The organism is Pseudomonas sp. E45-MNA-CIBAN-0222, from assembly GCF_040310405.1.
Taxonomy (GTDB): domain Bacteria; phylum Pseudomonadota; class Gammaproteobacteria; order Pseudomonadales; family Pseudomonadaceae; genus Stutzerimonas; species Stutzerimonas stutzeri_AC.
This window is the reverse complement of record NZ_JBEOPU010000010.1, coordinates 143,412-170,274: the sequence shown is the minus strand read 5'-3', so window position 1 is coordinate 170,274 and position 26,863 is coordinate 143,412. Positions and strand designations below refer to the sequence as shown.

The following is a 26,863-nucleotide window of genomic DNA, read 5'->3' as shown; positions in this document are numbered from 1 at the left end:
GCTCATTCGGCCCCCTGCGCCACAGCGTCATCTTCGTCGCCGTATTCGGTCTCGAAGGCCTGGGCATCGAGCCCACGCATTTCACGCAGGTAGCGCACCAGGATTGGAACGGAACCGTGGGTGACCATCACTCGCTCGGCGCCGGTCTGCTCGATGGCCCAGAGCAGGCCCGGCCAGTCGGCATGATCGGAAAGCACGAAGCCGCGGTCGACACCCCGCCGTCGGCGGGTGCCGCGCAACATCATCCAGCCGCTGGCGAATGCATCGGCGTAATCACCGAAACGACGCATCCAGGTACTGCCGCCGGCGGAAGGCGGGGCGAGAATGATGGCGCTTTTCAAGCGTGGATCGCCTTTCTTCAGGTCGCCGGCATAGACGGTGGGTGGCAGATAGACACCGCCTTCGCGATAGACCTTGTTCAGTGGCTCGACGGCACCGTGGACCACGATGGTGCCGATGCTTTCATCCAGACCATGCAGAATTCGCTGTGCCTTGCCGAACGCGTAGCAGAACAGCACGCTGGCACGGCCAACCGCGGCATTCGCGCGCCACCAGTCATTGATGTCGCGAAACACTTCGGCTTGCGACGGCCATTTGTAGATCGGCAGCCCGAAGGTCGATTCAGTGATAAAGGTGTGGCAACGCACCGGCTCGAAAGGTGCGCAGGTGCCGTCTGGTTCGACTTTGTAATCACCGGAGGCAACCCAGATATCGCCCTTGTATTCCAGCCGAACCTGGGCCGAGCCGAGCACGTGACCTGCAGGGTGAAAGCTGAGCTTCACGCCGTGGTGCCGGATGGATTCGCCATAGGCCAGCGTCTGTAGCGGCATGTCGGCGGCGATTCGCGAACGCAAGATGCCCTCGCTGTCGCTGGACGCCAGGTAATGGCCCATGCCCCAACGCGCGTGGTCGCCATGGGCGTGGGTGATTACGGCTCGATCCACCGGGCGCCAGGGATCGATGTAGAAATCCCCAGGCGGGCAATACAGGCCTTCGGGGCGGGCAACGACTAGGTCCATTGATACGGGCGGCTCGAGGGGCTTGTAGGGTTGGAGCCCAGCGAGGCGCTTCGAGTTCGCCTGTCGAGCTTCGGCAGGCGGGTTTGGTGCTCAGAGCGGGTTTGGCCAGAGGTGGTTGTAGGGAGCGCGCTATTGGTGGGCTGAAGCCCACCTTAGGCTTTCCGAGGCGTGGGTAGGGTGGGCTTCAGCTCGTCGAGCGCGGCCTGTCAGTCCTGCAGTTTGAGATGCGAGGTGTCCGGTACCACTGCGGCAGTGTCGCGCGGGACTTCGCCCATGTCGCTGCCCACCGGGGCGAGGCTGAACTGGGAGAGGTCCACACGCGGGGCCTCAGGCTCGGGGTGAGCATCCTGGAGGTCAACGCCGACGGGTGCGATGCCGAAGTCCGGCGCTTGGACATCGGCGAAGGCTGCCATGTACTCGTCGCGGGGAATCACCTTGAGCGCTGCTGGGGCAGCATTCAAGCCGCGCGGCGCGGTTGCTGTACTAGAAGATGCCGGTGCCGGTGCCGGTGCCGGTGCCGGTGCTGATGGTGGGGGGGCGAGTTCGATTTCTTCGACATCGACCGGCATCGGCTTGACTTCGACCTGTGCGCCGGCGCGCTCCATCGCCTGGCGGTATTTCTCCACAGCGTCGTAGTCGAGGTTCTGCTTGATGACGATGCGCCTTCCAGAAAACAGCAGCGCGATGCGCTGGGCGTCGGCCTGGAAGAGTCTGGTGAGGTTGGCTTCTACCTGCTCGAGCCGGGCGCCGGGGAGCAGTTGGCCGGAAAAGGCGATCTCGTAGAGGCTCATGGGTGCTGCTCCTTGTGTGCCGGCTGCCAGTGATCGTGGAGACGGCTGCTGGGTGGAAACTCAATCGAGGTGGCGATGATCTGGCAAAGCGCCAAGTGCTGCACTTGCCGGTGTCACAAGTTTGCGTACTGCCGTATCCGTCAAGGCAAAGGAGCGAACAGCGCGTCGATATCCTGCTCGCCCAATTGCCAGCCACCATCACCGGCCCCTTCTAGCACGCCAGCAGCCAGTTCGGCCTTGCGCGACTGCAGCTCGCGGATGCGCTCCTCGACGGTGCCGCGGGTAATTAGACGATAGACGAAAACGGGCTTGTCCTGCCCGATACGATAAGCCCGATCGGTCGCCTGATTCTCCGCGGCAGGGTTCCACCAGGGGTCATAGTGAATCACCGTATCGGCAGCGGTCAGATTGAGTCCTGTTCCGCCTGCCTTCAGGCTGATAAGAAACAGCGGCACCTCTCCGGCCTGGAAGCGTTCGACGGGCGTGCGTCTGTCATCGGTGGCGCCGGTTAGTTTGACGTAGGCAATGCCGCGCTTGTGCAACGCTTGTTCGATAAGCGCCAGCATCGAGGTGAATTGGGAAAACAGCAGGACCCGACGCCCTTCGCTCATCAGCTCGTCGAGCATGTCCAGCAAACTGTCCAGCTTGCCCGAGGTGCTCCGGCGGGCGCCGCCTCCAGCGGGCGCACCTTTGACCAGACGTAGGTCACAGCAGACCTGGCGCAGTTTGAGCAGGGCTTCGAGGACGACCATCTGGCTGCGCGCGAGCCCTTTGCGCTCGATTTCCTCGCGTACCTTGCGATCCATCGCCTGGCGCAGTGTCTCGTAGAGCTCACGCTGGGCATCGTTCAGCTCGACCCAATGGACGAACTCGTTTTTGGCCGGCAGTTCGGTGGCCACCTGTTCCTTGGTTCGACGCAATAGGAAGGGGCGAATGCGGGCACGCAGGTGGCTAAGCCGAGCGTCGTCGCCGTGCTTCTCGATGGGGGTGCGGTAGTCCTGGGTGAAGCGCTTGGCGTCGCCGAGCCAGCCTGGCATGAGGAAGTGGAATAGCGACCATAGCTCCCCGAGGTGATTTTCCAACGGCGTGCCGGTCAGGCATAGCCGCTGTCGGGTATTGAGGTCACGCACCGCCTGAGCCGCTTTGCCGGATGGGTTCTTGATGTGCTGGGCTTCATCGAGAATCAGCACATGCAACGGTTGCTCACGCAACACAGCGATATCTCGGGTCAGCAGCGCATAGCTGGTCAGCAGCAGGTCATATTCGCCGAGTTCGCCAAAGTGCTTTTGCCGGCTGGTGCCCTTGAGCGTTAGCACGCGTAACTGTGGGGCGAAACGGCTGGCCTCGTCCTGCCAGTTGGGAATCAGGCTGGTCGGCATTACCACCAGCGCCGGGCGGTCGAGACGTCCGGCCTGTTTCTCGACAAGGATATGGGCAAGGCTCTGCAGCGTCTTGCCGAGCCCCATGTCGTCGCCGAGGATGCCGCCAGCGCCTAGTTCACGCAGTGTCTGCATCCAGGCCAGCCCGTGCAGCTGATAAGGGCGAAGCTTGCCATTCAGTCCAACCGGTGCCGGGCTTGCCGCAGCGTTGGGGTTTTGTAAGCGTGCGGCAAAGTTGCGCAGCTGCTCACCCCCTTTCCATTGCGGTGCCAGGCTATCGAGCCCTGCCAGGCGAGCACCATCTGCTTTGCTCAGACGCAGGGAGGGCCCGTCCATCGGCTCTTGTAAATAGAGCTCACCAAGCGTCGCCAGAATTGGCTTGAGGCGCGCGAAGGGCAGCGCGATCTGCAGTGGCTGTCCGTCGTGCTGGCTCAACCGGTCAAGCTGCACGCGCAGCTGATCTGCATCGTTGCGTTGGGCCACAGCACGTGGGCTGAGAAACTGTGGGTTCTGGCGAACCAGTCGCAACAGAACCGGCAGGATGCCGATGCGCTGGCCCTCGACGACGATACCCAGATCGAGGTCGAACCAGTCGTCTGCTGCGGATTCGTCGATCTGGGCGTACCAGCTGTCGATGCTCGTCAGCGCATACGCGAAGCCGGGATGAATATCGATCTGCCAGCCCTGGCGACGCAGCTCGGGCAGCTGCTCCTGAACGAATCTCAGCCAGGCTTCTTCGCCGGATAGCTGGAACATCTCGGCCGAGTCCTTCGGCAGCGCCTGGCTCTGACGCAAAGCGGGCCGGAAGCCCAGTTGCTCCAGCTGTTTGCGTAGCGCCTGTTCTGCCTGGGAATCGCGGGTGATCAGATAGAGCTCGTCGCCTTGTGGATGGCGAATGCGTTCGCTGTCGCGCTTGCCGTGAACGCGCGCCTCGCCGTAGATAAACGACAGACCGGCCCGATGCTGATACTCGCTGACCATACGCCGGTTGCCGGGCTGGTAGCTGATCGCCATATGGCTGCCCAGGCTGAGCAGCGGCACGGGTGGCAGGTTTTCGATCAGTCGCTCGTTGCGTGGAACCAGCGGAGGAGCCATCGCTCAGATCCTCGCTGCATAGGGAGCACACGGCAGCCGGCCGGCTTGAGTATCGGGTGCAGGTCGGGGCAACAAGCTCATGGTGGCTTCGGCTCGATCTACAGCCAGAGGCTGTCGTGGTCGAGATAGGTCAGCCTGCCAGGCATCAGACGAGCCCGCCGTGTCGGGCGCTGGCCGTAGTCGCTGAACCTGTTTGGCCAAAACGTCGTTCCCCAGCGCAGGGCGCCGCTTCAACGCCTGCTCAATGGAGTAGTGCTCGAACTGGCGCTCGCCTGAGTAGATGGTAAATGCCTCTTCGTTGTTGATGTTCGGTTGCAGCCGAGGCAGGTTCAGCACCTGATAACCCTGCGCCGCTCGGAATTTAGCTGCCAGGTGCTCCTGTGATAGCTGCCGCTGGGCGCTACGCCCCACCTCGCGAGCGCTATGCGCTCGGTCGTAGGACGCGTGCTGGGCGGCCTGTAGCGCCCCGGTAAATGCCGGTGGCGCGCAGTGCGCTGGCAAAAGAGCCATGCAGCGAAGCCGCATCTAAGATCCTTATTCGCTTGGCGCGAGCCGTTCAAGTAATGCTTCGAGGGTATTGAAACGCTCCTCCGGCCGCTCCATCGGAACCTGGAATTTGAACAGGGTGGCGCCTTCGAACTTGTAGCGGTTCGGCTGGCTTTGGATCAGCTTGATCAACACCATCGGATCGACCGAAGTGTCGGCCGAGAACTCGATGCGCCCGCCCTGCGGTCCGGCGTCGATCTTGGTGATGCCAAGCTTTTCCGACTGCAGCTTTAGCAGCGTCAGGCGTATCAGGTTCTTGGTCGGTTCAGGCAGTAGGCCGAAGCGGTCGATCATTTCTACCTGCAGCTCTTTCAGGCCGTCCTCATCGGCGGCATTGGCGATGCGCTTGTAGAGGATCAGGCGAGCATGCACATCCGGCAGATAGTCCTCGGGTATCAGTGCTGGCAGGCGCAGATTGATCTCCGGGCCACCGCCGAGTGGTTGCTCCAGATTCGGCTGCTCGCCCTTGCGGATGGCCTTGACCGCGCGCTCGAGCATTTCCATGTAGAGCGTGAAGCCGACTGCCTGGATCTGCCCGCTCTGGCCGTCGCCGAGCAACTCGCCGGCGCCGCGGATTTCCAGGTCGTGGGTAGCCAGGACGAAGCCGGCACCGAGGTCCTGGGCGTTGGCGATAGCTTCCAGGCGCTTCTGCGCATCGTCGGTCATGGCCTTGCGCGTCGGGGTGAGCAGGTACGCGTAGGCCTGGTGGTGGCTGCGTCCGACGCGGCCACGCAGCTGGTGCAGCTGAGCCAGACCGAACTTGTCGGCGCGCTCGATGATAATGGTGTTGGCGCTGGGTACGTCGATGCCTGTCTCGATAATGGTCGACGCCACCAGCACGTTGAAGCGCTTGTGGTAGAAGTCGCTCATGACTTGCTCGAGATCGCGTTCGCGCATCTGCCCGTGGCCGACGGCGATGCGCGCCTCCGGTACCAGCGCCTGCAGGTCGGCGGCGCATTTCTCGATGGTCTTGACGTCGTTGTGCAGGTAATAGACCTGGCCGCCACGCAGTAACTCGCGCAGCAGCGCTTCCTTGATCACGGTGTTCTGCTGCTCCATGACGAAGGTGCGGACCGAAAGTCGGCGTGCCGGCGGCGTGGCGATGATCGACAGGTCGCGCATGCCGGCGATGGACATATTCAATGTGCGCGGAATCGGCGTGGCGGTGAGTGTGAGGATATCCACCTCGCTGCGTAGCGCCTTGAGCTGCTCCTTCTGGCGTACGCCGAAACGGTGCTCTTCGTCGATGATGACCAGGCCCAGGTTGCTGAACTTGACGTCATCCTGCAGCAGCTTGTGGGTGCCGATGAGGATGTCGATCTTGCCTTCGGCCAGCTCGGCGATGGCACTCTGTACTTCCTTTGCAGACTTGAAGCGGCTCATCACTTCCACTCGCACCGGCCAGTCGGCAAAACGGTCGCGGAAGCTGTTGTAGTGCTGCTGGGCGAGCAGGGTAGTGGGGACAAGCACTCCCACCTGCCGGCCGCCATGTACAGCGATGAACGCGGCACGCATGGCGACTTCGGTCTTGCCGAAGCCGACGTCGCCGCAGACCAGGCGGTCCATGGGCTTGGCCGAGAGCAGGTCCTCCCGTACCGCGTCGATGGCGGCCTGTTGGTCCGGTGTCTCTTCGAACGGGAAGCCGCTGGCGAAGGTCTCGTAATCGACCTGCGGGTCTTTGAAGGCATAACCCTCGCGCGCGGCGCGTCGGGCATAGATATCCAGCAGTTCGGCCGCGACGTCGCGCACCTGCTCGGCAGCCTTGCGCTTGGCTTTCTGCCAGGTTTCGGAGCCGAGTCGATGCAAGGGTGCCAGCGCGTCATCGCTGCCGGTATAGCGGGCGATCAGGTGCAGGCTGGCGACCGGCACGTACAGCTTGGCGTCCTCGGCGTACTGCAGCAGCAGGAATTCCTGCGCCTGGCCTTCGATCTCCAGGGTGACCAGGCCCTGATAGCGGCCGACACCGTGGTCGATGTGCACCACCGGCGCGCCTTCTCGCAGCTCGGTGAGGTTCTTGATGACGTTCTCGCCGCCGTCACGGGTTTTCTCCCGTCGACGGCGCTGCATGACACGCTGGCCGAATAACGGGCTTTCGGCGATGAGCGCGACATTGTCCAGTTGCAGGCCTTCGTCGAGCGGGGCGATGGTGATCGCCAGGCGTTCCTTGCTGGCGAGGAATCCTCCCCAGCCTTCGACCTCTTGCGGGCGCAGCTTCAGGCGTGCGAGCAGCTCCAGCAGCACCTCGCGGCGGCCGGCAGACTCAGCTGTGAACAGCACGCGCCCTGAGTAGCTATCAAGGAACTGACGCAGCTTGCCCAACGGCTCGCTGGCCTTGGACTCGATGGCCAGCTCCGGCAGCGTTTGTGCGTTGAACCGCTCGCGGCCAATTCCGGGCTCGACGTCCTGCTGGCTGGCGACCACGCGCGGCCATAGCTTGAGCCGGGCAAAGCAGTCCTCGACCGGCATGAACAGCTCAGCTGGAGGCAGCAGCGGCCGTTCGGGATCGACGCGTCGTTCCTCGTAGCGGTTGCGCACGTCGCTCCAGAATTGTTCGGCGGCCTGTTCAATGCCGGGCAGCGAGAACACTTGCGTGTCTTCTGGCAAATAATCGAACAGCGTCGCCGTTTCTTCATAGAACAGCGGCAGGTAGTACTCGATACCTGCGGGGGTGATGCCGGTGGAAAGATCCTGGTAGATCGGGCAGCGGCGGAAGTCGACATCGAAGCGCTCGCGAAAGCGCGCACGGAAGCCGGTAACCGCTTCCTTCTTGAGTGGGAACTCGCGCGCGGGCAGCAGGCGGATCGACTCGACCTTGTCGATCGAACGCTGGTTCTCCGGATCGAAGGTGCGCAGCGTTTCGATTTCGTCATCGAACAGGTCGATGCGATAGGGCAGGGGGCTGCCCATGGGGAAGAGGTCGATCAGCGCGCCGCGTACGGCGAACTCGCCGTGCTCGTACACCGTATCCACGCAGCGGTAGCCCGCAGCCTCCAGGCGTAGGCGCATCTGCTCCACGTCGAGCTTCTGACCGACATCCAGAACCAGGCTCGAGCCGAGCAGAAAGCGCTTCGGCGCCAGTCTGTGTAGGGCTGTGGTGATCGGCACTACCAGCACGCCATGGCTCAGCTCCGGGAGCTGGTAGAGGGCGGAGATGCGCTGAGAGACGATGTCCTGATGCGGCGAGAACAGGTCGTAGGGCAGCGTTTCCCAGTCGGGGAAATGCAGCACCGGTAGCTCGGGTGCAAAGAAGGCGAGTTCTTCCTGAAGGCGTTCGGCGCTCTGGCTGTCGGCAGTGACGAGGAGCGTGAAGCGTTTGGCGTTGCTGGCTGCTTCGGCAATCGCCAGGCTCAGCGCGGCTCCTGGAAGATTGCCCCAGTGTTGCTTGCCGCTGGCGGCAGGCAAAGGGGGAAGGCGCAAGACGGACACGAGTGGGCGTGGCTCCGATGGAAAAATAGGCCGCCGGGATTGTAACTATCGAGGCGCTTGGCTGTCAGTGTTTCGTCCGCTGCAGATTGCCGGCGCTAGGGTGCGCCGTCATAATGTAGCCCCTTTTCTCAGCCCCTACATGTTGGAAGGAACTGCCCGTGACTCAGAAGCCCGACCAGTGTCTTGGTGAATGGATTGACCGCGAAGCCCTCGCCGAAGCGATGATTCCGCTGATTGGTCAGCTTTATCGCAACAACAACGTGGTGACTTCGATCTACGGCCGTGGCCTGATCAATCGTTCGGTGATCGCCATCCTAAAGGCACATCGTTTCGCGCGTCACCGTATTGCCGACGAAACCGAACTGTCTGTGCATGACACCTTCCAGATTCTCAAGACCATGAGCGAAATGAACCTAGGTGCCGCTTCGGTGGATCTGGGCAAGCTGGTGGCCAAATATAAGGAAGCGGGCAACGGTCGCAACCTGGAGCAGTTCGTAAGGGAAGAGTTGGCCGAAGTGGCTGACAAGCGTCTCGCCGCGTCCGGCCACAAGGGCACCGACGTGGTGCTGTACGGTTTCGGCCGCATTGGTCGTCTGCTGGCGCGCATCCTGGTCGAGAAAACCGGTGGCGGCGATGGCCTGCGCCTACGTGCAATCGTCGTGCGCAAGGGCGCCGACAATGATCTGGTCAAGCGCGCCAGCCTGCTGCGTCGTGATTCGGTGCATGGTCCTTTCGATGGCACCATCACCATCGACGAAGAGAACAACACCATTACCGCCAACGGCAACCTGATCCAGGTGATCTACTCCAACGATCCGGCCTCGGTGGACTACACCCAGTACGGCATCGAGAACGCGTTGCTGGTCGATAACACCGGTAAGTGGCGTGATGCCGAAGGCCTGGGGCAACACCTCAAGTGCCCGGGTGTTGCTCGTGTTGTTCTGACCGCTCCGGGCAAGGGCGAGCTGAAGAATATCGTGCATGGCATCAACCATGGCGACATCACTGCAGATGACAAGATCATCTCCGCCGCATCCTGTACCACCAACGCCATCGTGCCTGTACTCAAGGCAGTCAACGATCAGTACGGCATCGTAAACGGTCACGTTGAAACCGTTCACTCGTACACCAACGACCAGAACCTGATCGACAACTTCCACAAGGGCAGTCGTCGTGGTCGCAGTGCGGCGCTGAACATGGTCATCACCGAGACGGGTGCCGCTACTGCTGCCGCCAAGGCGCTGCCAGTGCTCAAAGGCAAGCTGACCGGTAACGCGATTCGCGTGCCGACGCCGAACGTATCCATGGCCATTCTCAATCTGAATCTGGAGAAAGCGACAGGCCGTGAGGAAATCAACGAGTACCTGCGTCAGATGGCGATGCATTCGGATCTGCAGAAGCAGATCGACTTCGTCAACTCGCAGGAAGTTGTATCCACTGATTTCGTAGGGTCTCGTCATGCCGGCGTGGTGGACGCGGAAGCGACCATCTGCAACGACAATCGTGTTGTGCTTTACGTCTGGTATGACAACGAGTTCGGCTACAGCTGTCAGGTGGTGCGCGTGATGGAAGATATGGCAGGGGTTAACCCGCCAGCCTTCCCGCGCTAAGCGTCAGCGGGCCGTAATGCAGAAACGGGAGCCTAGGCTCCCGTTTCTCGTTTTGGTGTTTTGGTTAGCCTTGAATCGGGGCAGGACTGAATCCGCCGAGCAGATGAAAAAGGAAGACATCATCCCCTGGTGCTAATTTCGTCTCTCTTGTTTCGAGTCAAAAATCCGCAATGCTTGGGTGGTCAGTCACGGGCTACGACCTCTATAATCGGGCGGATTTTTTACCTGGGTCCGCGACATGGTGTCGCGTCGTTAACCTATCGACGCGCGCAGCGCAATCCTACTTTGCGCCATGCCGCTGGGCCTGCACAAAAAGCTTTCTAAAATCAGTGGTTAGGCAAACCGATGATCAATATAAAACGAGGGCTTGATTTGCCCATAGCCGGTGCGCCGGCGCAGCGTATCGAGGCCGGAAGGCCCGTACGCAGCGTCGCCGTGGTTGGCTTCGACTATCCGACCATGAAGCCCACCATGGCTGTTCAGGTCGGTGATCGGGTTAAGCTGGGGCAGATCCTTTTTTCCGACAAGAAGTCACCTGGCGTGCATTACACCGCGCCCGGTGCGGGCGTCGTCAGTGCGGTGCATCGCGGTGAAAAGCGCGTGCTGCAGTCGGTGGTCATCGACCTCGATGGCGACGAAGAAATTACCTTCGCAACCTATTCGCCCGCTCAGCTGGATGGTTTGAGCAACGAACAGGTTCGTGAAAACCTCCAGGAATCCGGGCTGTGGACCGCGTTTCGTACGCGGCCGTTCAGCAAGGTTCCTGCAGTCGACGCGGTGCCTAACTCGATTTTCGTGACCGCGATCGATACCCATCCGTTGGCTGCCGATCCGGCGGTCATCATTGCTGAGCAGCCCGAAGCTTTTGAAGCCGGCCTGAAAGTGCTCGGCAACCTGGCCAAGGTGTTCGTTTGCAAGGCCCCGACTGCTTCGCTACCAGGCGAGGCCCTGGCCAAGGTGCAGGTCGAAACCTTCGACGGTCCGCACCCTGCGGGTCTGGCTGGCACCCATATCCATTTTCTCGACCCGGTGAGCGCCAGCAAGAGTGTCTGGACCATCGGTTATCAGGACGTGATCGCCGTAGGCAAGCTGTTCACCAGCGGTCGTCTCTCGGTTGAACGCATCGTTTCCCTGGCCGGTCCTGTGGTCGAGCAGCCGCGTCTGGTTCGTGCCCGCCTTGGCGCCAATCTGGACGAGCTGACTGCCGGTGAACTGCAGCCCGGCGCCAATCGCGTCGTTTCCGGCTCACTGCTGGGTGGTCGTACCGCCCATGGTGCGTTCGCCTACCTCGGTCGCTACCACCAGCAGGTTTCCTGTTTGCGTGAGGGTAAAGAGCGCGAGATGCTTCATTACATGCGTCCAGGCGTCGAGAAGCACTCGATCCTCAATATCTATATCTCCAAGCTGATGGCGGGCAAAAAGTTCGCCTTCTCCACCTCCACCAATGGCAGTCCCCGCGCGATGGTTCCGGTTGGCAACTACGAGAAGGTAATGCCGCTGGACATTCTGCCGACCCAGTTGCTGCGTGCGTTGATCGTGGGCGATACAGAAGTGGCGCAGAAGCTCGGGTGCCTGGAGCTGGATGAGGAAGATCTGGCGCTGTGCAGCTATGTCTGTGCCGGGAAATACGAATACGGCCCGATCCTGCGGGACAATCTGACCCGCATCGAGAAGGAGGGTTAAGGGCATGGGCATTCGCGCATTCCTCGACAAGATCGAGCATCATTTCGAAAAAGGCGGCAAGTACGAAAAGTGGTATGCACTTTACGAAGCGGCCGACACCTTCCTATATCGTCCCGGTAGCGTCACCAAGACCACCGCTCACGTGCGCGACGGCATCGACCTCAAGCGCATGATGATCACCGTCTGGATGTGTACCTTTCCGGCGATGTTCTTCGGCATGTGGAACACTGGCTACCAGGCCAACCTGATCTTCGCGCAGAGCCCTGATCTGCTCGCCGCTCAGGAAGGCTGGCGTTTTGGTCTGATCGGTGCACTTGCCGGCTTCGACCCGAACAGTCTCTGGGATAACTTCATCCAGGGCGCAGCCTATTTCCTGCCTATCTACGCAGTGACCTTCATTGTCGGCGGCTTCTGGGAAGTACTGTTCGCTTCCATCCGCAAGCATGAGGTCAACGAAGGCTTCTTCGTTACCTCCGTACTGTTCGCCCTGATTCTGCCGCCGAGCATCCCGCTGTGGCAGGTAGCGCTGGGTATCAGCTTCGGCGTGGTAATCGGCAAGGAGATCTTCGGCGGCACGGGCAAGAACTTCCTGAACCCGGCGCTTACCGCACGGGCGTTCCTGTTCTTCGCTTACCCGGCGCAGATGTCTGGCGACGCGGTTTGGACTGCTGTTGATGGCTACGCCGGTGCGACCGCACTGAGCCTGGGCTTTGCCGGCGGCATCGAAAACGTCATCGATAACGGCATCACCTGGATGGACGCCTTCGTCGGCACCATTCATGGCTCGATTGGTGAAACCAGCACGCTGGCGATCTTCATCGGTGGCGCCATTCTGGTTGGCAGCAAGATCGCTTCCTGGCGCATCGTCTCCGGCGTGATGATCGGCATGATCGCTCTGAGCTTCCTGTTCAACCTGATCGGTTCAGATACCAATCCGCTGTTCGGTATGCCTTGGTACTGGCATATGGTCGTCGGTGGTTTTGCCTTCGGCATGATCTTCATGGCCACTGATCCGGTTTCGGCGTCGATGACCAATACCGGCAAGTGGGTGTTCGGCATCCTGATCGGTGTGATGGTCGTGCTGATCCGTGTGGTCAACCCTGCCTTCCCGGAAGGCATGATGCTGGCGATCCTGTTCGCCAACCTGTGTGCGCCGCTGATTGACCATTTCGTCATTCAGGCCAATATCAAGCGGAGGCTGGCACGTAATGTCTAGTCAGAAAGAATCCACCGTTCGCACGCTGACGGTAGCCCTGTTGGTCTGCCTGGTGTGCTCCATCTTCGTGGCTGGCGCCGCAGTCGCGCTTCGCCCGACTCAGCAGGAAAATCGCCTGCTGGACAAGCAGCGCAGCATCCTGGCCATTGCAGGCCTGGGTGAGGCTGGCATGTCCGGCAATCAGGTCAAGCAGCTGTTCAACGACCGCATCGTGGCCCGTCTTGTCGATCTGGAAACCGGCAAGTTCAGCGATGAATTCGACGCGAAGACCTTCGATCCGCTGGCAGCGGCGAAGGACCCGGAGCTGTCCAAGCGCCTACCTGCTGATCAGGACATTGCCTCGATCAAGCGACGTGAGCGCTACAGCACCATTTATATCGTCGAAGGCCAGGGTGAAGGCGATATCGACACGCTGATCCTGCCGGTTCGTGGGTATGGCCTGTGGTCCACTCTATACGGCTTCATGGCAGTACAGGGCGACCTGGATACCGTGGCCGGCTTCGGCTTCTACCAGCATGGGGAAACCCCTGGTCTGGGCGGCGAAGTGGACAACCCGAAATGGCGTGGCCAGTGGCCTGGCAAAGAGCTTTTCGACGACAACGGCAAGCTGGCTGTTCAGGTCGTCAAGGGTGGCGTCGATCCGCAAAGCCCGCGCGCCACTCACCAGGTCGATGGCCTGGCCGGCGCTACCCTGACCAGCAACGGCGTCAATGCGCTGTTGCAGTTCTGGCTGGGCGAGAACGGCTTCGGTCCATTTATCGCTAATCTGCGCGCTGGGGAGGCTTGATCATGTCGCAACCCACTGTGAAAGAAGTACTGCTCAACCCGATCTTCAATAACAACCCCATCGGCCTGCAGATTCTCGGGATCTGCTCGGCCCTGGCTGTTACATCCAACCTGAACACAGCGTTGGTGATGTCGGTGGCGCTGACCTTGGTCTGCGCGTTCTCCAACCTGTTCATTTCGATGATCCGCAGCCAGATCCCCAACTCTATCCGCATGATCGTGCAAATGGTGATCATCGCCTCGCTGGTAATTCTGGTCGATCAGGTACTCAAGGCCTATGCATTCTCGCTGTCCAAGCAGCTGTCGGTGTTCGTCGGGCTGATCATCACCAACTGTATCGTGATGGGCCGCGCTGAAGCCTTTGCCATGCAAAACCCGCCGGTGTTGTCGTTCTTCGACGGTATCGGCAACGGCCTCGGTTACAGCGCCATGCTGATCGCGCTCGGCTTCATACGTGAGCTGACCGGTGCCGGCAAGCTGATGGGTTACACCATTCTGCCAACCGTCAATGACGGCGGCTGGTATCTGCCCAACGGCATGATGCTGCTTCCGCCTTCGGCGTTCTTCCTGATCGGTCTGTTCATCTGGGGCATCCGCGCCTGGAAGAAGGAGCAGGTCGAGAAGCCTGCCTTCAAGATGGCGCCTCAGGTCTCGAACAAGGAGGCTTACTAATGGAGCACTACATCAGCCTGTTCGTCCGCGCCGTGTTCATCGAGAACATGGCACTGGCGTTCTTCCTGGGCATGTGTACGTTCATCGCGATCTCCAAGAAGGTGGAAACCGCGATTGGTCTGGGTATCGCGGTCATCGTGGTGCAGACCATCACCGTACCGGCCAACAACCTGATCTACACCTACCTGCTCAAAAGCGGGGCACTGGCCTGGGCCGGTCTGCCAGAGGTGGATCTGAGCTTCCTCGGTCTGCTGAGCTACATCGGTGTGATCGCGGCGATCGTGCAGATCCTCGAGATGACCCTCGACAAGTACGTACCGAGCCTCTACAACGCGCTGGGTGTGTTCCTGCCGCTGATCACGGTGAACTGCGCCATCATGGGTGGCACGCTGTTCATGGTCGAGCGTGATTACAACCTGAGCGAAAGCGTGGTGTATGGCATGGGCTCCGGTTTGTCCTGGGCGCTGGCTATCGCTTTGCTGGCCGGTATTCGCGAAAAGCTGAAGTACAGCGACGTGCCGGATGGGCTGCAGGGGTTGGGCATCACCTTCATCACCATCGGACTGATGTCGCTGGGCTTCATGTCTTTCTCTGGCGTACAGCTGTAAGGACGGAACGAACTGATGAGTTACGAAATTTTCCTCGCCATCGGTATGTTCACCGCCATCGTGCTTGCGCTGGTGGTGATCATCCTGGCTGCACGGGCCAAGCTGGTTTCCAGCGGCGACGTGTCCATCGAAATCAACGGCGAGCGGACCATTACCGTCCCCGCTGGTGGCAAGCTGCTGCAGACGCTCGCTTCCAACAACATCTTCCTCTCATCCGCCTGTGGCGGCGGCGGCACCTGCGCGCAGTGCAAGTGCATCGTCGAGAGCGGTGGCGGCGAGATGCTGCCTACCGAGGAGTCGCACTTCACCCGCCGCGAAGCGGGCGAGGGCTGGCGCCTGTCCTGCCAGACCCCGGTCAAGGCGGACATGAAGATCGAAGTGCCGGAAGAAGTGTTCGGCGTGAAGAAGTGGGAATGCACTGTCGTTTCCAATCCCAACGTTGCAACCTTCATCAAGGAGCTGACGCTCAAGCTGCCGGAAGGCGAGAACGTCGATTTCCGTGCCGGTGGTTACGTGCAGCTGGAATGTCCGCCGCATGAGGTACGTTACAAGGACTTCGATATCCAGGAAGAGTATCGCGGTGACTGGGACAAGTTCGATCAGTGGAAGTATGTGTCGAAGTGCGATGAGACCGTCATTCGTGCCTACTCCATGGCCAACTACCCCGAAGAGCGCGGTCTGGTGAAGTTCAATATCCGTATCGCCTCGCCGCCGCCAGGTAAGGATGATTTGCCGCCAGGCAAGATGTCGTCCTACGTGTTCAGCCTCAAGCCGGGCGACAAGATCACCGTTTACGGACCGTTCGGTGAGTTCTTTGCCAAGGATACCGACGCTGAAATGGTCTTCATCGGTGGCGGTGCCGGTATGGCGCCGATGCGCTCGCACATCTTCGACCAGCTCAAGCGCCTGAAATCCACGCGTAAGATGAGTTTCTGGTACGGCGCACGCTCCATGCGTGAAGCGTTCTACGTGGAAGAGTACGACCAGCTGCAGGCCGAGAATCCCAACTTCAAGTGGCACTTGGCGCTGTCCGATCCGCTGCCGGAAGATAACTGGGAAGGCCCGACCGGGTTCATCCACAACGTGCTGTACGAGAACTACCTGAAAGATCATCCGGCTCCGGAAGATTGCGAGTTCTATATGTGCGGCCCGCCGATGATGAACGCTTCCGTGATCAAGATGCTCACCGACCTAGGCGTCGAGCCAGAAAACATTCTGCTCGACGACTTCGGCGGCTAGCATGATCCGAGCGTCACTGCGGCCTGTTTTCGCTGTCGTGTACCTCCAGCCCGTCATCGCTGTCGCTCTCGCGGCAGCCCTGACGGGCTGTCTGTTTCAGGACAATGTGGAAGCTTTCGCTGGCCCCACGATGGGCAGTACCTATACGGTCAAGTACGTACGTAGCGGCGATGGCCCCTCGAAGGAAATGCTACACAGCGAGGTCGAGGCCTTGCTCGGCGAGCTCGATAAGCAACTGTCCACCTATCGTAGCGATTCGGATGTCGAGCGATTCAATGCGCTGCCAGCAGGCAGCTGTGAACCGATGCCGGATATGGTGCGCGAATTGGTCGCAGCTGGCAGCCAGCTCTCGGCCGACAGTGATGGCGCATTCGACCTTACACTCGAGCCGTTGCTCAACCTTTGGGGCTTCGGGCCACAGGGTCGGGGCGAACGTGTTCCCTCGGCAGAGGATATCAGCGCAGCTCGAGCGCTAACCGGTCAGCAACACTTGAGCATCGATGGTGATCGGCTTTGCAAGGCGGTTGCGCTGCAGTTGGACTTCAACAGCATTGCTGCCGGGTATGCTGTGGACTTAGTAATCGATCGTTTGAAGGCTCTTGGCGTACAGAGTTATCTGGTGGAAATCACTGGGGAGCTGAAAGCTGAGGGGCGTAAGCCGGACGGCTCGCCTTGGCGTATCGCGATCGAGGCGCCTCGAGATGATCAGCGCGTAGCGCAGAAAATTGTCGAGCTCGATGGCATGGGCGTATCCACCTCGGGCGACTATCGCAATTACTTCGAGCGCGATGGTCGGCGTTATTCGCATACGCTCGATCCGCAGAGCGGCCAGCCGATCGAACATCATCTAGCTGCGGTTACGGTGATAGATAAATCGACTTTGCGTGCCGATGGGTTGTCCACCGCGTTGATGGTGCTTGGTCCCGAGAAGGGGCTAGCGCTTGCCGAACGCAATGGGATTGCCGCGTTCTTCGTCGTCCGTGAAGGGCAGGGTTTCGTCACAACTAGCACCAAGGCCTTCGATGAGCTGTTCGGTGCGGGAGTAGAGCAATGACTTGGTTACTGGTTTTCTTGGTGATGCTGCTCGTCGTCTTTGGAATGGCCATCGGCGTAATCATGGGGCGCAAGCCTATCGCGGGGTCCTGCGGTGGTATCGCTAATCTTGGTATCGAAAAGGAATGTTCAATCTGCGGCGGAAGCCGTGAGAAGTGCGAGGAAGTGAACGAGGCGAAGAACGCGGGTAATGCCGATCTTGCCTACGATGCCACCAAGCGTTGATGCGCCGCGTCACGCCTTCAGCCAGAAGGCTGACGGTCGCGTGCCACGGTAAAGACGTGGAGCGCGGCGCTTGAGGGGTTACGTCGGATGGTGGCCTTGAGTATCGGCGAATTCGTTGACAGCAGCGGCGTATGCCGTTGCGTTTTCAGGAGTGTATATGGCGGTCTATAACTACGATGTAGTGGTACTGGGTTCCGGTCCGGCCGGGGAGGGTGCGGCGATCAACGCCGTCAAGGCCGGGCGCAAGGTCGCCGTGGTAGACAACCGTCCGCTGGTTGGGGGTAACTGCACGCACTTGGGTACCATTCCGTCCAAGGCCCTGCGTCACTCGGTGCGGCAGATCATGCAGTACAACACCAATCCGCTATTCCGCCAGATCGGCGAGCCGCGCTGGTTCTCCTTCCCTGACGTGCTGAAAAGCGCCGAGAAGGTTATCAGCAAGCAGGTCACCTCCCGCACTTCCTACTACGCGCGCAACCGTATCGACACCTTCTTTGGCACCGCCAGCTTTTCCGATGAGCAGAGCGTGGAAGTCGTATGCCTCAATGGCATGGTTGAAAAGCTCGTTGCGAACCAGTTCGTGATTGCCACCGGTTCACGTCCATACCGTCCTGCAGACGTCGACTTCAGTCATCCGCGTATCTACGACAGTGACACCATTCTCACCCTGAGCCACACACCGCGCCGGATGATCATCTACGGAGCCGGTGTTATCGGTTGTGAATATGCATCGATTTTCAGTGGGCTCGGCGTGCTGGTCGACTTGATCGACAACCGCGAACAACTGCTCAGTTTTCTGGATGACGAGATTTCCGATGCGTTGGGGTATCACCTGCGCAACAACAACGTGCTGATTCGTCACAACGAAGAGTACGAGCGGGTCGAAGGGCTGGAAAACGGCGTGATCCTGCACCTCAAGTCGGGCAAGAAGATCAAGGCCGATGCTTTCCTATGGAGCAACGGGCGCACCGGCAACACTGACAAGCTTGGGCTGGAGAACATCGGGCTCAAAGCAAACGGCCGAGGTCAGGTTCAGGTCGACGAGCACTACCGCACTGAAATCGGCAACATCTATGCTGCTGGCGACGTGATTGGCTGGCCATCGCTGGCCAGTGCGGCCTACGACCAGGGTCGTTCGGCGGCCGGCAGTATCGTCAACAACGACTCTTGGCGTTTCGTCGACGACGTGCCGACAGGCATCTACACCATTCCCGAGATCAGCTCTATCGGTAAGAACGAACGCGAGCTGACCCAGGCCAAGATCCCTTACGAAGTAGGCAAGGCGTTCTTCAAGAGCATGGCGCGGGCGCAGATTTCCTTCGAACCCGTTGGCATGTTGAAGATCCTCTTTCACCGAGAAACGCTGGAGGTGCTTGGCGTTCACTGCTTCGGTTATCAGGCGTCGGAGATCGTGCATATCGGCCAGGCGATCATGAATCAGAAGGGCGAGGCAAACAGCATCAAGTACTTCGTCAACACCACGTTCAACTACCCGACGATGGCGGAAGCTTATCGGGTCGCTGCGTTCGATGGGCTCAACCGGCTTTTTTGAGCGGCTCCAGTCGGTGGCCTGAATCGGCTGGAGAGGAGGGCGATTCTCGCGATTGGCACTGGCCAAACCGGGAGAGCTTCTGATCAGGTGAGGGTGGTCCGACAGCGATTTGTGCTGTCGGACCCGCACTGCAGTTGACTTTAAATCTTATCGGGCTTGGGCAAGGGTGGTAACTGCCAGGCCCGGATAATCCGTGATCAGGCTGTCGACCCCGAAATCGGCAAGGCGGCGCATCAGCGCAGGCTCGTTAACCGTCCATACCGATACATGCAAACCTTGTTTGCGCGCTTTTTCCAGCCGTTCCGGCGAGCATAAAGTCCACTTCAGCGCGAGTAACTCACAGCCATACTGACGGGCCACTTTCAGCGGATCCAGCCAGTTGTATTCGGCAACGAGTCCCCGCGAGATCTCCGGTGCCAGTCGGTTCAGGGCGCGAAGCACCTCTCTTGAGCTGGATGTTACGGTGATGCGATCGAGCATCTGATGTCGCTCGGCGAGCTCCCTGATCGCCATTACCGTACGCGCAGCCCGAACCCGCGAGGCGCTTTTCACTTCAAGCTGCCAATGTTCGAAATCGCATTTTTCGAATAGCTCGCTCAGGCGCGGGATAGGGCAGGGCTCTTTCCATCCGGGGCCACCCTGGCGCGCGTCATAACCGGACAGATCGTCGGCATCATGTTGCGTGACCTTTCCGCGTCGACCTGTAGTGCGCTTGAGCGTCGGGTCGTGGATGACCATCAGCTCACCATCGCGGGACAGGTGCAGATCCAGCTCGCAGCGACGCACGCCATGCTGCAGGCATTGTACGAAGCTCACCAGGGTATTTTCCGGCGCTTCGCCTTTTGCGCCGCGGTGGCCGTAGATGAGGGTCACGGGTATAGGTCTTCCTTCGGCGTTAACTGAGGGCGCTGGTGGTGACGTACGCTGTTGATGACGCGGTCGCCTTCGAAATATACCGAGAACTCTCGGTAGTCCCAGCGAGTGATAGGTGGCTGACCCACGGTAGGGCGCTCTTCATCGGCGAGCCCGAAGCTATCCAGTACCTCGGTTTTTGTATCGCCACGCGATGGCATTGTCATTTCCGGCAGGCCTTGCTGACCAACGGGTATGCGAATGTCTTCGGCAAACAGGCCAGGGCTGAATGTCAGTGCTACGAACAGGGTCGCCAGGTGGCGCATTGGTCAATCTCCTTGCAGGCTTTCCAGGGCCAGACGCCGCTCCAGCGCCTGTTTCTGCAGGATATGCCGTGCGAGCAGCTGTCGCTGTGCATCAGTCAACGCTTCGAACTCGGTGCCGATGTCGAATTGCCCGTCTTCCATGGGGGTGCAGTAGATGACGCGGGCTGCCAAAAGCAGTCCTAGCCCTTGCGGTAGCAATACCAGCTTCAATGTCAGTACTTCGCCGTTGTTCAACGGTTTGTCACTTGCGAAACTGATGCCGCCCTCGGAGAGCACCACGGGCTGTGGCGCGCCCTGATCCTTCAGCAGATCCTGCGCCAATGCTTGGCCTAAAAGTTCGATCCGCTTGTTCTGGACCTTCAGGTAGTTCGCTAGCGTACGGTTGCTTTCAGCAATCTGGCGCAACAAATGCTGGGCTTCGAAATCGAGCTGGTGTAGCTCCCCGAGCAGGCAGAACAGCGGGGGCAGAGGCTCTGCGCATGAGTCTTGGTCCTGATTCCCCGGGATGATTTCCAGTGCCACACGATCCTCGATACGGTAGTATTCGCGGCGCTCTTCAGTGTCTTGTGTCGGCATGACAATACCCGGTTAGCAGCAATGGCCAGAGTGTATCAGGCCCCGCGGTTGCGTCAGCTGCATGTTAGTTTCTTCCCGCCAGCGAACCCGTCGATTTATGTTCAGACCGCTGTCCGTTTTTATCGGAGCGCGTTACACACGCGCCAGACGCCGTAGTCTCTTCGTTTCCTTCATTTCCCTGACCTCGATGATCGGGCTAGCCCTCGGCGTCCTGGTGATGATTGTCGTGCTATCGGTGATGAACGGTTTTGACCACGAGATGCGTACCCGCGTGCTTGGCATGGTGCCGCACGCGACCATTGAGAGCCCGACGCCGATCAGCGACTGGCAGACACTGGGCTCGCGTCTCGAGCAGCATGCCCAGGTTACTGCCACAGCGCCGTTCATCCAGAGTCAGGGGCTCCTGACTCATCAGGGACAGGTCACCAAGATTCTGATCAACGCGGTGGATCCCCAGGCCGAGCGGCAGGTGTCGATCATCGATCAGTTCTTCCGTGAAGGTTCGCTGGACGATCTGACCCCCGGTAATTTCGGCATCATCATCGGTGACAAGGCTGCCGCCAAGCTAGGTGTCGGTGTCGGCGACAAGATCACCTTCGTGGCGCCCGAGGTAACCGTGACTCCGGCGGGGATGTTCCCGCGCATGAAGCGCTTTACGGTGACCGGTATCTTCCACGTGGGAGCGGGGGAGATCGACGGTTACGTTGCCTTGGCCAACATCGCTGACATTGCCCGTTTGCAGCGCTGGCAGCCGGGTCAGGTGCAAGGGTTGCGTCTGCGGTTCGACGATTTGTTCCAGGCACCGCGCATTGCCTGGGAGCTCGCTGGCCAGCTCGGCGACGATTTCTATTCTCGCGACTGGACGCGTACTCACGGCAACCTTTATCAGGCGATCCGTATGGAGAAGGCGATGATCGGCCTACTTCTGCTGCTGATCGTTGCGGTTGCGGCGTTCAACATTATTTCGACCTTAGTCATGGTCGTAACCGACAAGCGCGGGGATATCGCCATCCTGCGCACCCTTGGCGCGACGCCGAAGCAGATTATGGCGATCTTCATGGTGCAGGGTACGGTGATCGGTGTCGTCGGTACGCTGGTCGGCGCGTTGCTTGGCATGTTCGCAGCGGTCAACGTGAGCAGCTGGATTGCCGGCCTGGAGCGCCTGATCGGACATAAGTTTCTGAGCGCCGATGTCTATTTCATCGACTACTTGCCTTCACGGCTGATGGCTGCGGATGTCATCCAGGTCTGTGTCGCGGCGTTGGTCCTGAGTTTTCTCGCGACCCTGTATCCGGCTTGGCGTGCCGCACGCACACAGCCGGCAGAGGCGCTTCGTTATGAGTGAGCGGGTTATGAACGAGCAGTCTTCGCAAACGCAGGCGGTACTGAGCTGCCGCAATCTGGGCAAGCGGTACGAGCAGGGTCCTGAATCGGTCGAGGTGCTGGCTGGGTTGCAGCTGGAGCTTTTCCCGGGGCAGCGCGTTGCCATTGTCGGTAGCTCCGGCTCGGGCAAGAGCACGTTGCTCAATCTGCTAGGTGGCCTGGATACCCCGAGCGAGGGCAGCGTCTGGCTGGCCGGTGAAGAGCTATCGGCCCTCAACGAAAAGGATCGTGGGCTATTGCGCAATCGGGCGCTTGGCTTCGTTTACCAGTTCCATCATTTGCTTGCCGAGTTCACCGCACTGGAAAACGTCTGCATGCCGCTGCTGATAGGCCGGGCTCCCATCCCGGAAGCGCGCCAGCGGGCTGCAGCGCTGCTCCAACGGGTTGGGCTCGGACATCGCCTCGAGCACAAGCCGGCAGAGCTCTCGGGTGGCGAGCGGCAGCGCGTTGCCATCGCCCGAGCATTGGTGAACGAGCCCGCCTTGGTATTGCTCGATGAGCCCACTGGCAACCTCGATCACCACACAGCCCAGGGCATTCAGGATCTGATGCTCGAGCTAAGTACATCATTGCAGACTGCCTTCCTGGTGGTTACCCATGATCGTCAACTCGCCGCGCAGATGGATCAGATCCTGCGGCTGGAAGACGGGCGTTTGGTGGTCGAATAATGTTCAGGCCCCTGAGTGTTTTCATTGGCAGTCGCTATACCCGTGCAAAGCGACGCAATCACTTCATCTCGTTCATTTCCCTGACTTCATTGATCGGCCTGGCGCTCGGAGTGCTGGCGATGATCATGGTGCTGTCGGTAATGAACGGTTTCCAGCGCGAGATGAGTTCGCGGATTCTTGGCATGGTGCCGCATGCGACGGTTATCGGTGATCAGCCGCTCGATGATTGGCAGGTCGTCGCGGCGCGTCTAGCCGCGCATCCGCAAGTTGTCGGCATGGCGCCGGTGACGCAGCTCGAGGGCATGCTGTCGTTCAAGGGCAGCATGCAGCCGATCCAGATCAGCGGTATCGATCCGCAGGCCGAAGCAGATGTGTCCATCGTCGGTTCGCGTTTGGTCGGCGGAAGTCTGGGCGACCTTAAGCCCGGCGAGTTTGGCGTCATTATCGGGCTGATGACCGCCAGGCGGTTCGGGCTGAAGCTGGGTGACAAATTGACGTTGATCGTGCCGGAGGTCAGCTCTTCGCCTGGTGGCGTCACGCCCCGCATGCAGCGCTTGAATGTGGTTGGAGTGTTCAAGGTTGGCGCCGATCTGGATGGCAGTCTGGGCATGATTCACCGCGCTGATGCCGCGCAAATTCATCGCTGGGCACCAGAGCAGGTGCAGGGCGTGCGGCTCAAATTGAGCGATCTTTATCGAGCACCGGAAGTGGCCGCGCAGGTCAGTGCCTCGCTGGGGGATGGTTTTCGCGTCGAGGACTGGTCGTACACGCAGGGCAGTCTGTTCAGCGCGATGAAGATGGAAAAGACCATGATAGGTCTGCTGTTGATGCTCATCGTCGCTGTGGCGGCGTTCAATATCATCGCGACCCTCATCATGGTTGTTGCCGACAAACGTGCCGACATCGCCATCCTGCGCACCTTGGGTGCTACGCCCCGGCAGGTGATGGCGATCTTCATGGTCCAGGGCAGCATCATTGGCTTCAGCGGTACGGTGATCGGTGTGGTTCTGGGCGTGCTTGGAGCGCTGAACGTGAGCGCGCTGGTCACTTGGCTGGAGAAAGTATCAGGCCAGCATATCTTCAGTTCTGACGTTTACTTCATCAGCACGCTGCCATCGGAGCTACGTCTGGAGGATGTTGTACTGGTTTCTGTCGCTGCGTTGAGCCTGAGCTTTCTGGCGACGCTCTATCCGGCTTGGCGTGCCGCGCAGACTCAGCCCGCCGAGGCGCTGCGCTACGAGTGATTTACGCTTAGCGGCGGTCATTCTGGCGCTTGCGCCAGCTGCGCCCGACCCACCAGCGCCAGTAGGCCTGTGTGAGTACGTAACCGAGTATCGCAAGAACCACTCCGCTGACCAGTGAGCCCAGGTACAGCGGTTGCCAGTTGTGCTGCAGCATGTACCGCACCCAGGCCAGGCTCAGCTCTGCGGGCATGCTGGACGCCGGAGTATCCAGCAGCCAGGTGCCAATCTTGTAGTTGCAATAGAACACAGGCGGCATGGTGAGCGGATTGGTCAGCCAGACAAGGCCTACTGCGATTGGCAGGTTTGCCCGCGAGGGTAGGGCGCAGAGAGCTGCTGCGGCCATCTGCATCGGTATGGGTATCATTGCCCAGAACAAGCCAGTCGCCATCGCGCGGGCTACCGAATGTCGATTGAGATGCCAGAGATTCGGATCGTGAATCAGCGCGCCAAGAAAACGCAGCGACTTGTTAGTCTTGATGCGATCGGGGTGCGGCATGTAGCGTTTGAAAAAACGACGCGGCATGAAGGTTCTCTGGCAGGCTGCAGCCCGGCGATTATGCCTTGAATCGGGGGGCGACGCTGACAGTAGTTTTGTGACATTACGTCTACGCCCGCGACAAATTGACCATCCGCGAACTGCGGTCCCGGAACGGATTCCTGGAGTCAGAAAGTATGCGCACATGGATGCTGGCGCTCGCCGCTGGTCTCGTCCTGCCACGTTTCTTGCCAGCACTACCTGCCGCCTGGGGCTGGTTGGCGCTTGCTGCCCTAGGCTGTGCGCTCCTTGTAAGAAGGCGATGGGCGGCGCTGGGGCTTTTTCTTCTCGGTTTCTCCTGGGCATGCTTTCAGAGCCAGAGCGCCATGGACGATCGCCTGCCCGTATCGAAGGACGGCCGGACGTTCTGGATCGAAGGGACAGTGGTCGGCTTGCCCGTCAGCGCCGATAACGTGGTCCGGTTCGAGCTGGAGGACATCGACTCACGGCATGACGGGCTGCCGTCCAAAGTACGACTGTCCTGGTATGGCGGCCCGACACTGCAAGCTGGGGAGCGCTGGCGGCTTGCCGCGAGACTGAAGCGTCCACGCGGTCTGGTCAATCCGCAGTCGTTCGATTACGAAGCCTGGCTGTTGGCGCGGCGAATAGGCGCAACTGGCACCGTCAAGGCCGGCGAGCGCCTCTTGATGCCGGCGGCGACCGAAGGTTGGCGCGACCGGTTGAGAGCCCGCTTGATGGCCATTCCTGCCTCTGGGCGGCAGGGTGCGATCGCTGCACTGGTGGTAGGCGATGATTCCGGTTTGAGTCGAAGCGATTGGCAGGTGTTGCAGAACACCGGCACGGTGCACCTGATGGTCATTTCCGGGCAGCACATCGGCATCCTGGCCGGGATGCTGTATGGGCTGATCGCGCTGTTGGCGCGCTCAGGTCTTTGGCCGCGACGGGTGCCATGGCTACCCTGGGCGTGCGGTCTCGCGCTTACCGGTGCGCTGGCATACGGCTGGCTGGCCGGGTTCGATGTTCCGGTACGGCGTGCCTGTCTCATGGTCGCTGTGGTCCTGCTCTGGCGCTTGCGCTTTCGCCATCTGGGAGTCTGGCAGCCCCTGTTGTTGGCGCTCAACGGCGTCCTGCTGATCGACCCGCTGGTTACGCTGCAGCCGGGCTTTTGGCTGTCCTTTGGTGCAGTGGCGGTGCTGGCGCTTGTGTTTTCTGGACGTCTGGGTCAATGGGCCTGGTGGAAAGCGTTGGTACGTGCGCAGTGGGCGGCCGCCATCGGCTTGCTGCCACTTCTATTGGCCCTGGGGCTGCCGGTGAGTGCCAGCGGTCCGTTGGCCAATCTCATTGCCGTACCCTGGGTGAGTTTGACCGTGCCCTTTGCCTTGCTGGGCACTGTGTTGCTGCCGTTAGGGGGAGTTGGTGAGACGTTGCTGTTGGCGGTCGGCTGGTGCCTGGCGCTGCTGTTTGAGCTGTTGACGATTATTTCGGGTTGGCAGCCCGCATGGCTGGCTGGCGGTCTTTCATTCTGGGCATGGGCCTTGATCGCGCTAGGTGTTCTTCTGCTGTTGATGCCCTCCGGACTGCCGTTGCGTGCGCTTGGGCTGATAGTGCTGCTGCCGCTGGCATTTCCTCCGTCGGCATCAGTATCTGACGGGCAGGCACAGGTATGGATGCTGGACGTGGGGCAGGGGCTTTCGGTATTGGTGCGAACCCGAAAGCATGCGCTGCTCTACGATGCCGGGCCGAGCCAAGGCGACTTCGACATGGGTGAGCGCGTGGTCTTTCCTTCACTGCGAGCACTCGGGGTAGATGGGCTGAACATGCTGCTGCTCAGCCATGCCGACAACGACCACGCTGGTGGTGCGCAGGCTATTCAGCGTTTGATGCCGGTTCATAGTGTCGTCAGTGGCGAGCCGCAACGACATCCCGCCGGCCTCAACGCGGAGATGTGCGAAAACGGTGCCGAGTGGCAGTGGGATAACGTGCGCTTCAGGTTGTGGCATTGGCAGGCGGCAGGCGATAGCAACCAGAGGTCATGCGTTCTGCTCGTGGAGGCGAACGGAGAAAGGGTTCTGCTTACCGGCGATATCGATCAGGCGGCGGAGCGGGCATTGCTGCTGAGCGGGCCGGCGGTGCAGGCGCAGTGGCTGTTGCTGCCGCATCACGGCAGCCGAAGCTCCTCGTCGGAGCCGTTTTTACGCGCTGTTGGGCCTACAGCTGCGCTGATCTCCCGCAGCCTGCACAATGCGTTCGGGCATCCACACCCGAATGTCATCGCCCGTCTGGAGGCTCTTGGTATCGAGTCGTATGACACCGCCCTGCATGGTGCCGTCCGGATCGATCTTGGCCGCTTCTCTCCTGCACAGGTGCAGCGCGCAGAACGTCGATTCTGGCGGGAAAAATGAGAACGGCGGCCGTCGG

At 60.3% G+C, this 26,863-nt stretch carries 22 protein-coding genes; 14 read left to right on the top strand and 8 right to left on the bottom strand.

Annotated features, from left to right (window positions below; all coding sequences use genetic code 11):
* Window positions 1-2: 2 nt before the first annotated feature.
* The 4 genes from AAEZ08_RS16250 to mfd form a co-directional block, all read right to left on the bottom strand.
* Window positions 3-1,019, bottom strand: coding sequence for a ligase-associated DNA damage response exonuclease (locus AAEZ08_RS16250; RefSeq protein ID WP_102819505.1), 1,017 nt, complete (start codon window positions 1,017-1,019; stop codon window positions 3-5).
* 206 nt (window positions 1,020-1,225) lie between these two features.
* Entirely contained in the window at window positions 1,226-1,810 is a 585-nt protein-coding gene (locus AAEZ08_RS16245; protein WP_500124698.1) for a hypothetical protein, read from the bottom strand.
* 140 nt (window positions 1,811-1,950) lie between these two features.
* Entirely contained in the window at window positions 1,951-4,284 is a 2,334-nt protein-coding gene (locus AAEZ08_RS16240) for a DEAD/DEAH box helicase (protein WP_102819507.1), read from the bottom strand.
* Window positions 4,285-4,818: 534 nt separating this feature from the next.
* Window positions 4,819-8,256 (bottom strand): transcription-repair coupling factor, encoded by a 3,438-nt coding sequence (mfd, locus tag AAEZ08_RS16235; protein ID WP_500124697.1) that lies wholly within the window; start codon window positions 8,254-8,256, stop codon window positions 4,819-4,821.
* Between the two features lie 158 nt (window positions 8,257-8,414).
* Here mfd and AAEZ08_RS16230 point away from each other — a divergent pair, with 158 nt between their 5' ends.
* The 10 genes from AAEZ08_RS16230 (at window position 8,415) to sthA (ending at window position 18,900) form a co-directional block, all read left to right on the top strand.
* Window positions 8,415-9,866, top strand: a complete 1,452-nt coding sequence (locus tag AAEZ08_RS16230; RefSeq protein WP_058064820.1) for a glyceraldehyde-3-phosphate dehydrogenase — start codon at window positions 8,415-8,417, stop codon at window positions 9,864-9,866.
* 345 nt (window positions 9,867-10,211) lie between these two features.
* On the top strand, window positions 10,212-11,549 hold the full coding sequence (locus AAEZ08_RS16225; protein WP_003283714.1) for a Na(+)-translocating NADH-quinone reductase subunit A: 1,338 nt from the start codon (window positions 10,212-10,214) through the stop codon (window positions 11,547-11,549).
* A gap of 4 nt (window positions 11,550-11,553) precedes the next feature.
* The gene (locus AAEZ08_RS16220) at window positions 11,554-12,765 is read left to right on the top strand and encodes an NADH:ubiquinone reductase (Na(+)-transporting) subunit B (protein ID WP_181066829.1); all 1,212 of its coding nucleotides are present in this window, start codon (window positions 11,554-11,556) and stop codon (window positions 12,763-12,765) included.
* Window positions 12,758-13,552 carry a Na(+)-translocating NADH-quinone reductase subunit C gene (locus AAEZ08_RS16215; protein WP_102819511.1) on the top strand — a complete coding sequence of 265 codons (795 nt, stop codon included), beginning with the start codon at window positions 12,758-12,760 and terminating at the stop codon, window positions 13,550-13,552. Before AAEZ08_RS16220 ends, AAEZ08_RS16215 begins: the two co-directional genes overlap by 8 nt.
* Window positions 13,549-14,223 carry an NADH:ubiquinone reductase (Na(+)-transporting) subunit D gene (locus tag AAEZ08_RS16210; RefSeq protein WP_181066827.1) on the top strand — a complete coding sequence of 225 codons (675 nt, stop codon included), beginning with the start codon at window positions 13,549-13,551 and terminating at the stop codon, window positions 14,221-14,223. Before AAEZ08_RS16215 ends, AAEZ08_RS16210 begins: the two co-directional genes overlap by 4 nt.
* Complete coding sequence (gene nqrE, locus AAEZ08_RS16205) at window positions 14,223-14,831, top strand: NADH:ubiquinone reductase (Na(+)-transporting) subunit E (RefSeq protein ID WP_102823541.1); 609 nt, start codon at window positions 14,223-14,225, stop codon at window positions 14,829-14,831. The genes AAEZ08_RS16210 and nqrE overlap by 1 nt, the downstream gene beginning before the upstream one ends.
* A gap of 12 nt (window positions 14,832-14,843) precedes the next feature.
* On the top strand, window positions 14,844-16,070 hold the full coding sequence (nqrF, locus tag AAEZ08_RS16200; RefSeq protein ID WP_193384589.1) for an NADH:ubiquinone reductase (Na(+)-transporting) subunit F: 1,227 nt from the start codon (window positions 14,844-14,846) through the stop codon (window positions 16,068-16,070).
* A 130-nt stretch (window positions 16,071-16,200) separates the two neighbouring features.
* On the top strand, window positions 16,201-17,124 hold the full coding sequence (locus AAEZ08_RS16195) for an FAD:protein FMN transferase (RefSeq protein WP_427702672.1): 924 nt from the start codon (window positions 16,201-16,203) through the stop codon (window positions 17,122-17,124).
* Window positions 17,121-17,348 carry a (Na+)-NQR maturation NqrM gene (nqrM, locus tag AAEZ08_RS16190; RefSeq protein ID WP_003283705.1) on the top strand — a complete coding sequence of 76 codons (228 nt, stop codon included), beginning with the start codon at window positions 17,121-17,123 and terminating at the stop codon, window positions 17,346-17,348. Before AAEZ08_RS16195 ends, nqrM begins: the two co-directional genes overlap by 4 nt.
* Window positions 17,349-17,505: 157 nt before the next feature.
* Window positions 17,506-18,900 (top strand): Si-specific NAD(P)(+) transhydrogenase, encoded by a 1,395-nt coding sequence (sthA, locus tag AAEZ08_RS16185; RefSeq protein ID WP_058064813.1) that lies wholly within the window; start codon window positions 17,506-17,508, stop codon window positions 18,898-18,900.
* Between the two features lie 147 nt (window positions 18,901-19,047).
* Here the strand turns inward: sthA and AAEZ08_RS16180 are convergent, their stop codons facing one another.
* The 3 genes from AAEZ08_RS16180 to AAEZ08_RS16170 are packed head-to-tail and all read right to left on the bottom strand — an operon-like array spanning window position 19,048 to window position 20,654.
* Entirely contained in the window at window positions 19,048-19,773 is a 726-nt protein-coding gene (locus AAEZ08_RS16180; RefSeq protein WP_003283703.1) for a glycerophosphodiester phosphodiesterase, read from the bottom strand.
* A complete protein-coding gene (locus AAEZ08_RS16175; RefSeq protein ID WP_003283702.1) occupies window positions 19,770-20,078 on the bottom strand; it encodes a hypothetical protein in 309 nt (102 codons plus the stop codon). Before AAEZ08_RS16175 ends, AAEZ08_RS16180 begins: the two co-directional genes overlap by 4 nt.
* A 3-nt stretch (window positions 20,079-20,081) precedes the next feature.
* The gene (locus tag AAEZ08_RS16170) at window positions 20,082-20,654 is read right to left on the bottom strand and encodes a PilZ domain-containing protein (RefSeq protein ID WP_058064811.1); all 573 of its coding nucleotides are present in this window, start codon (window positions 20,652-20,654) and stop codon (window positions 20,082-20,084) included.
* Window positions 20,655-20,751: 97 nt separating this feature from the next.
* On the opposite strand from AAEZ08_RS16170, the gene AAEZ08_RS16165 reads away from it, so the two are divergent.
* From AAEZ08_RS16165 to AAEZ08_RS16155, 3 genes are read left to right on the top strand one after another with little or no spacing between them, the layout of a single operon-like run.
* A complete protein-coding gene (locus AAEZ08_RS16165) occupies window positions 20,752-21,999 on the top strand; it encodes a lipoprotein-releasing ABC transporter permease subunit (RefSeq protein WP_058064810.1) in 1,248 nt (415 codons plus the stop codon).
* 7 nt (window positions 22,000-22,006) lie between these two features.
* A complete protein-coding gene (gene lolD / locus AAEZ08_RS16160; RefSeq protein ID WP_003283698.1) occupies window positions 22,007-22,705 on the top strand; it encodes a lipoprotein-releasing ABC transporter ATP-binding protein LolD in 699 nt (232 codons plus the stop codon).
* Entirely contained in the window at window positions 22,705-23,949 is a 1,245-nt protein-coding gene (locus AAEZ08_RS16155) for a lipoprotein-releasing ABC transporter permease subunit (protein ID WP_500124696.1), read from the top strand. The genes lolD and AAEZ08_RS16155 overlap by 1 nt, the downstream gene beginning before the upstream one ends.
* A gap of 7 nt (window positions 23,950-23,956) precedes the next feature.
* Here AAEZ08_RS16155 and AAEZ08_RS16150 read toward each other — a convergent pair whose 3' ends face one another.
* Window positions 23,957-24,472, bottom strand: coding sequence for a DUF2062 domain-containing protein (locus AAEZ08_RS16150; protein WP_003283695.1), 516 nt, complete (start codon window positions 24,470-24,472; stop codon window positions 23,957-23,959).
* 149 nt (window positions 24,473-24,621) lie between these two features.
* Between AAEZ08_RS16150 and AAEZ08_RS16145 the strand changes: the two genes are divergently transcribed.
* Entirely contained in the window at window positions 24,622-26,847 is a 2,226-nt protein-coding gene (locus AAEZ08_RS16145) for a DNA internalization-related competence protein ComEC/Rec2 (RefSeq protein WP_500124695.1), read from the top strand.
* Window positions 26,848-26,863 lie beyond the last annotated feature (16 nt).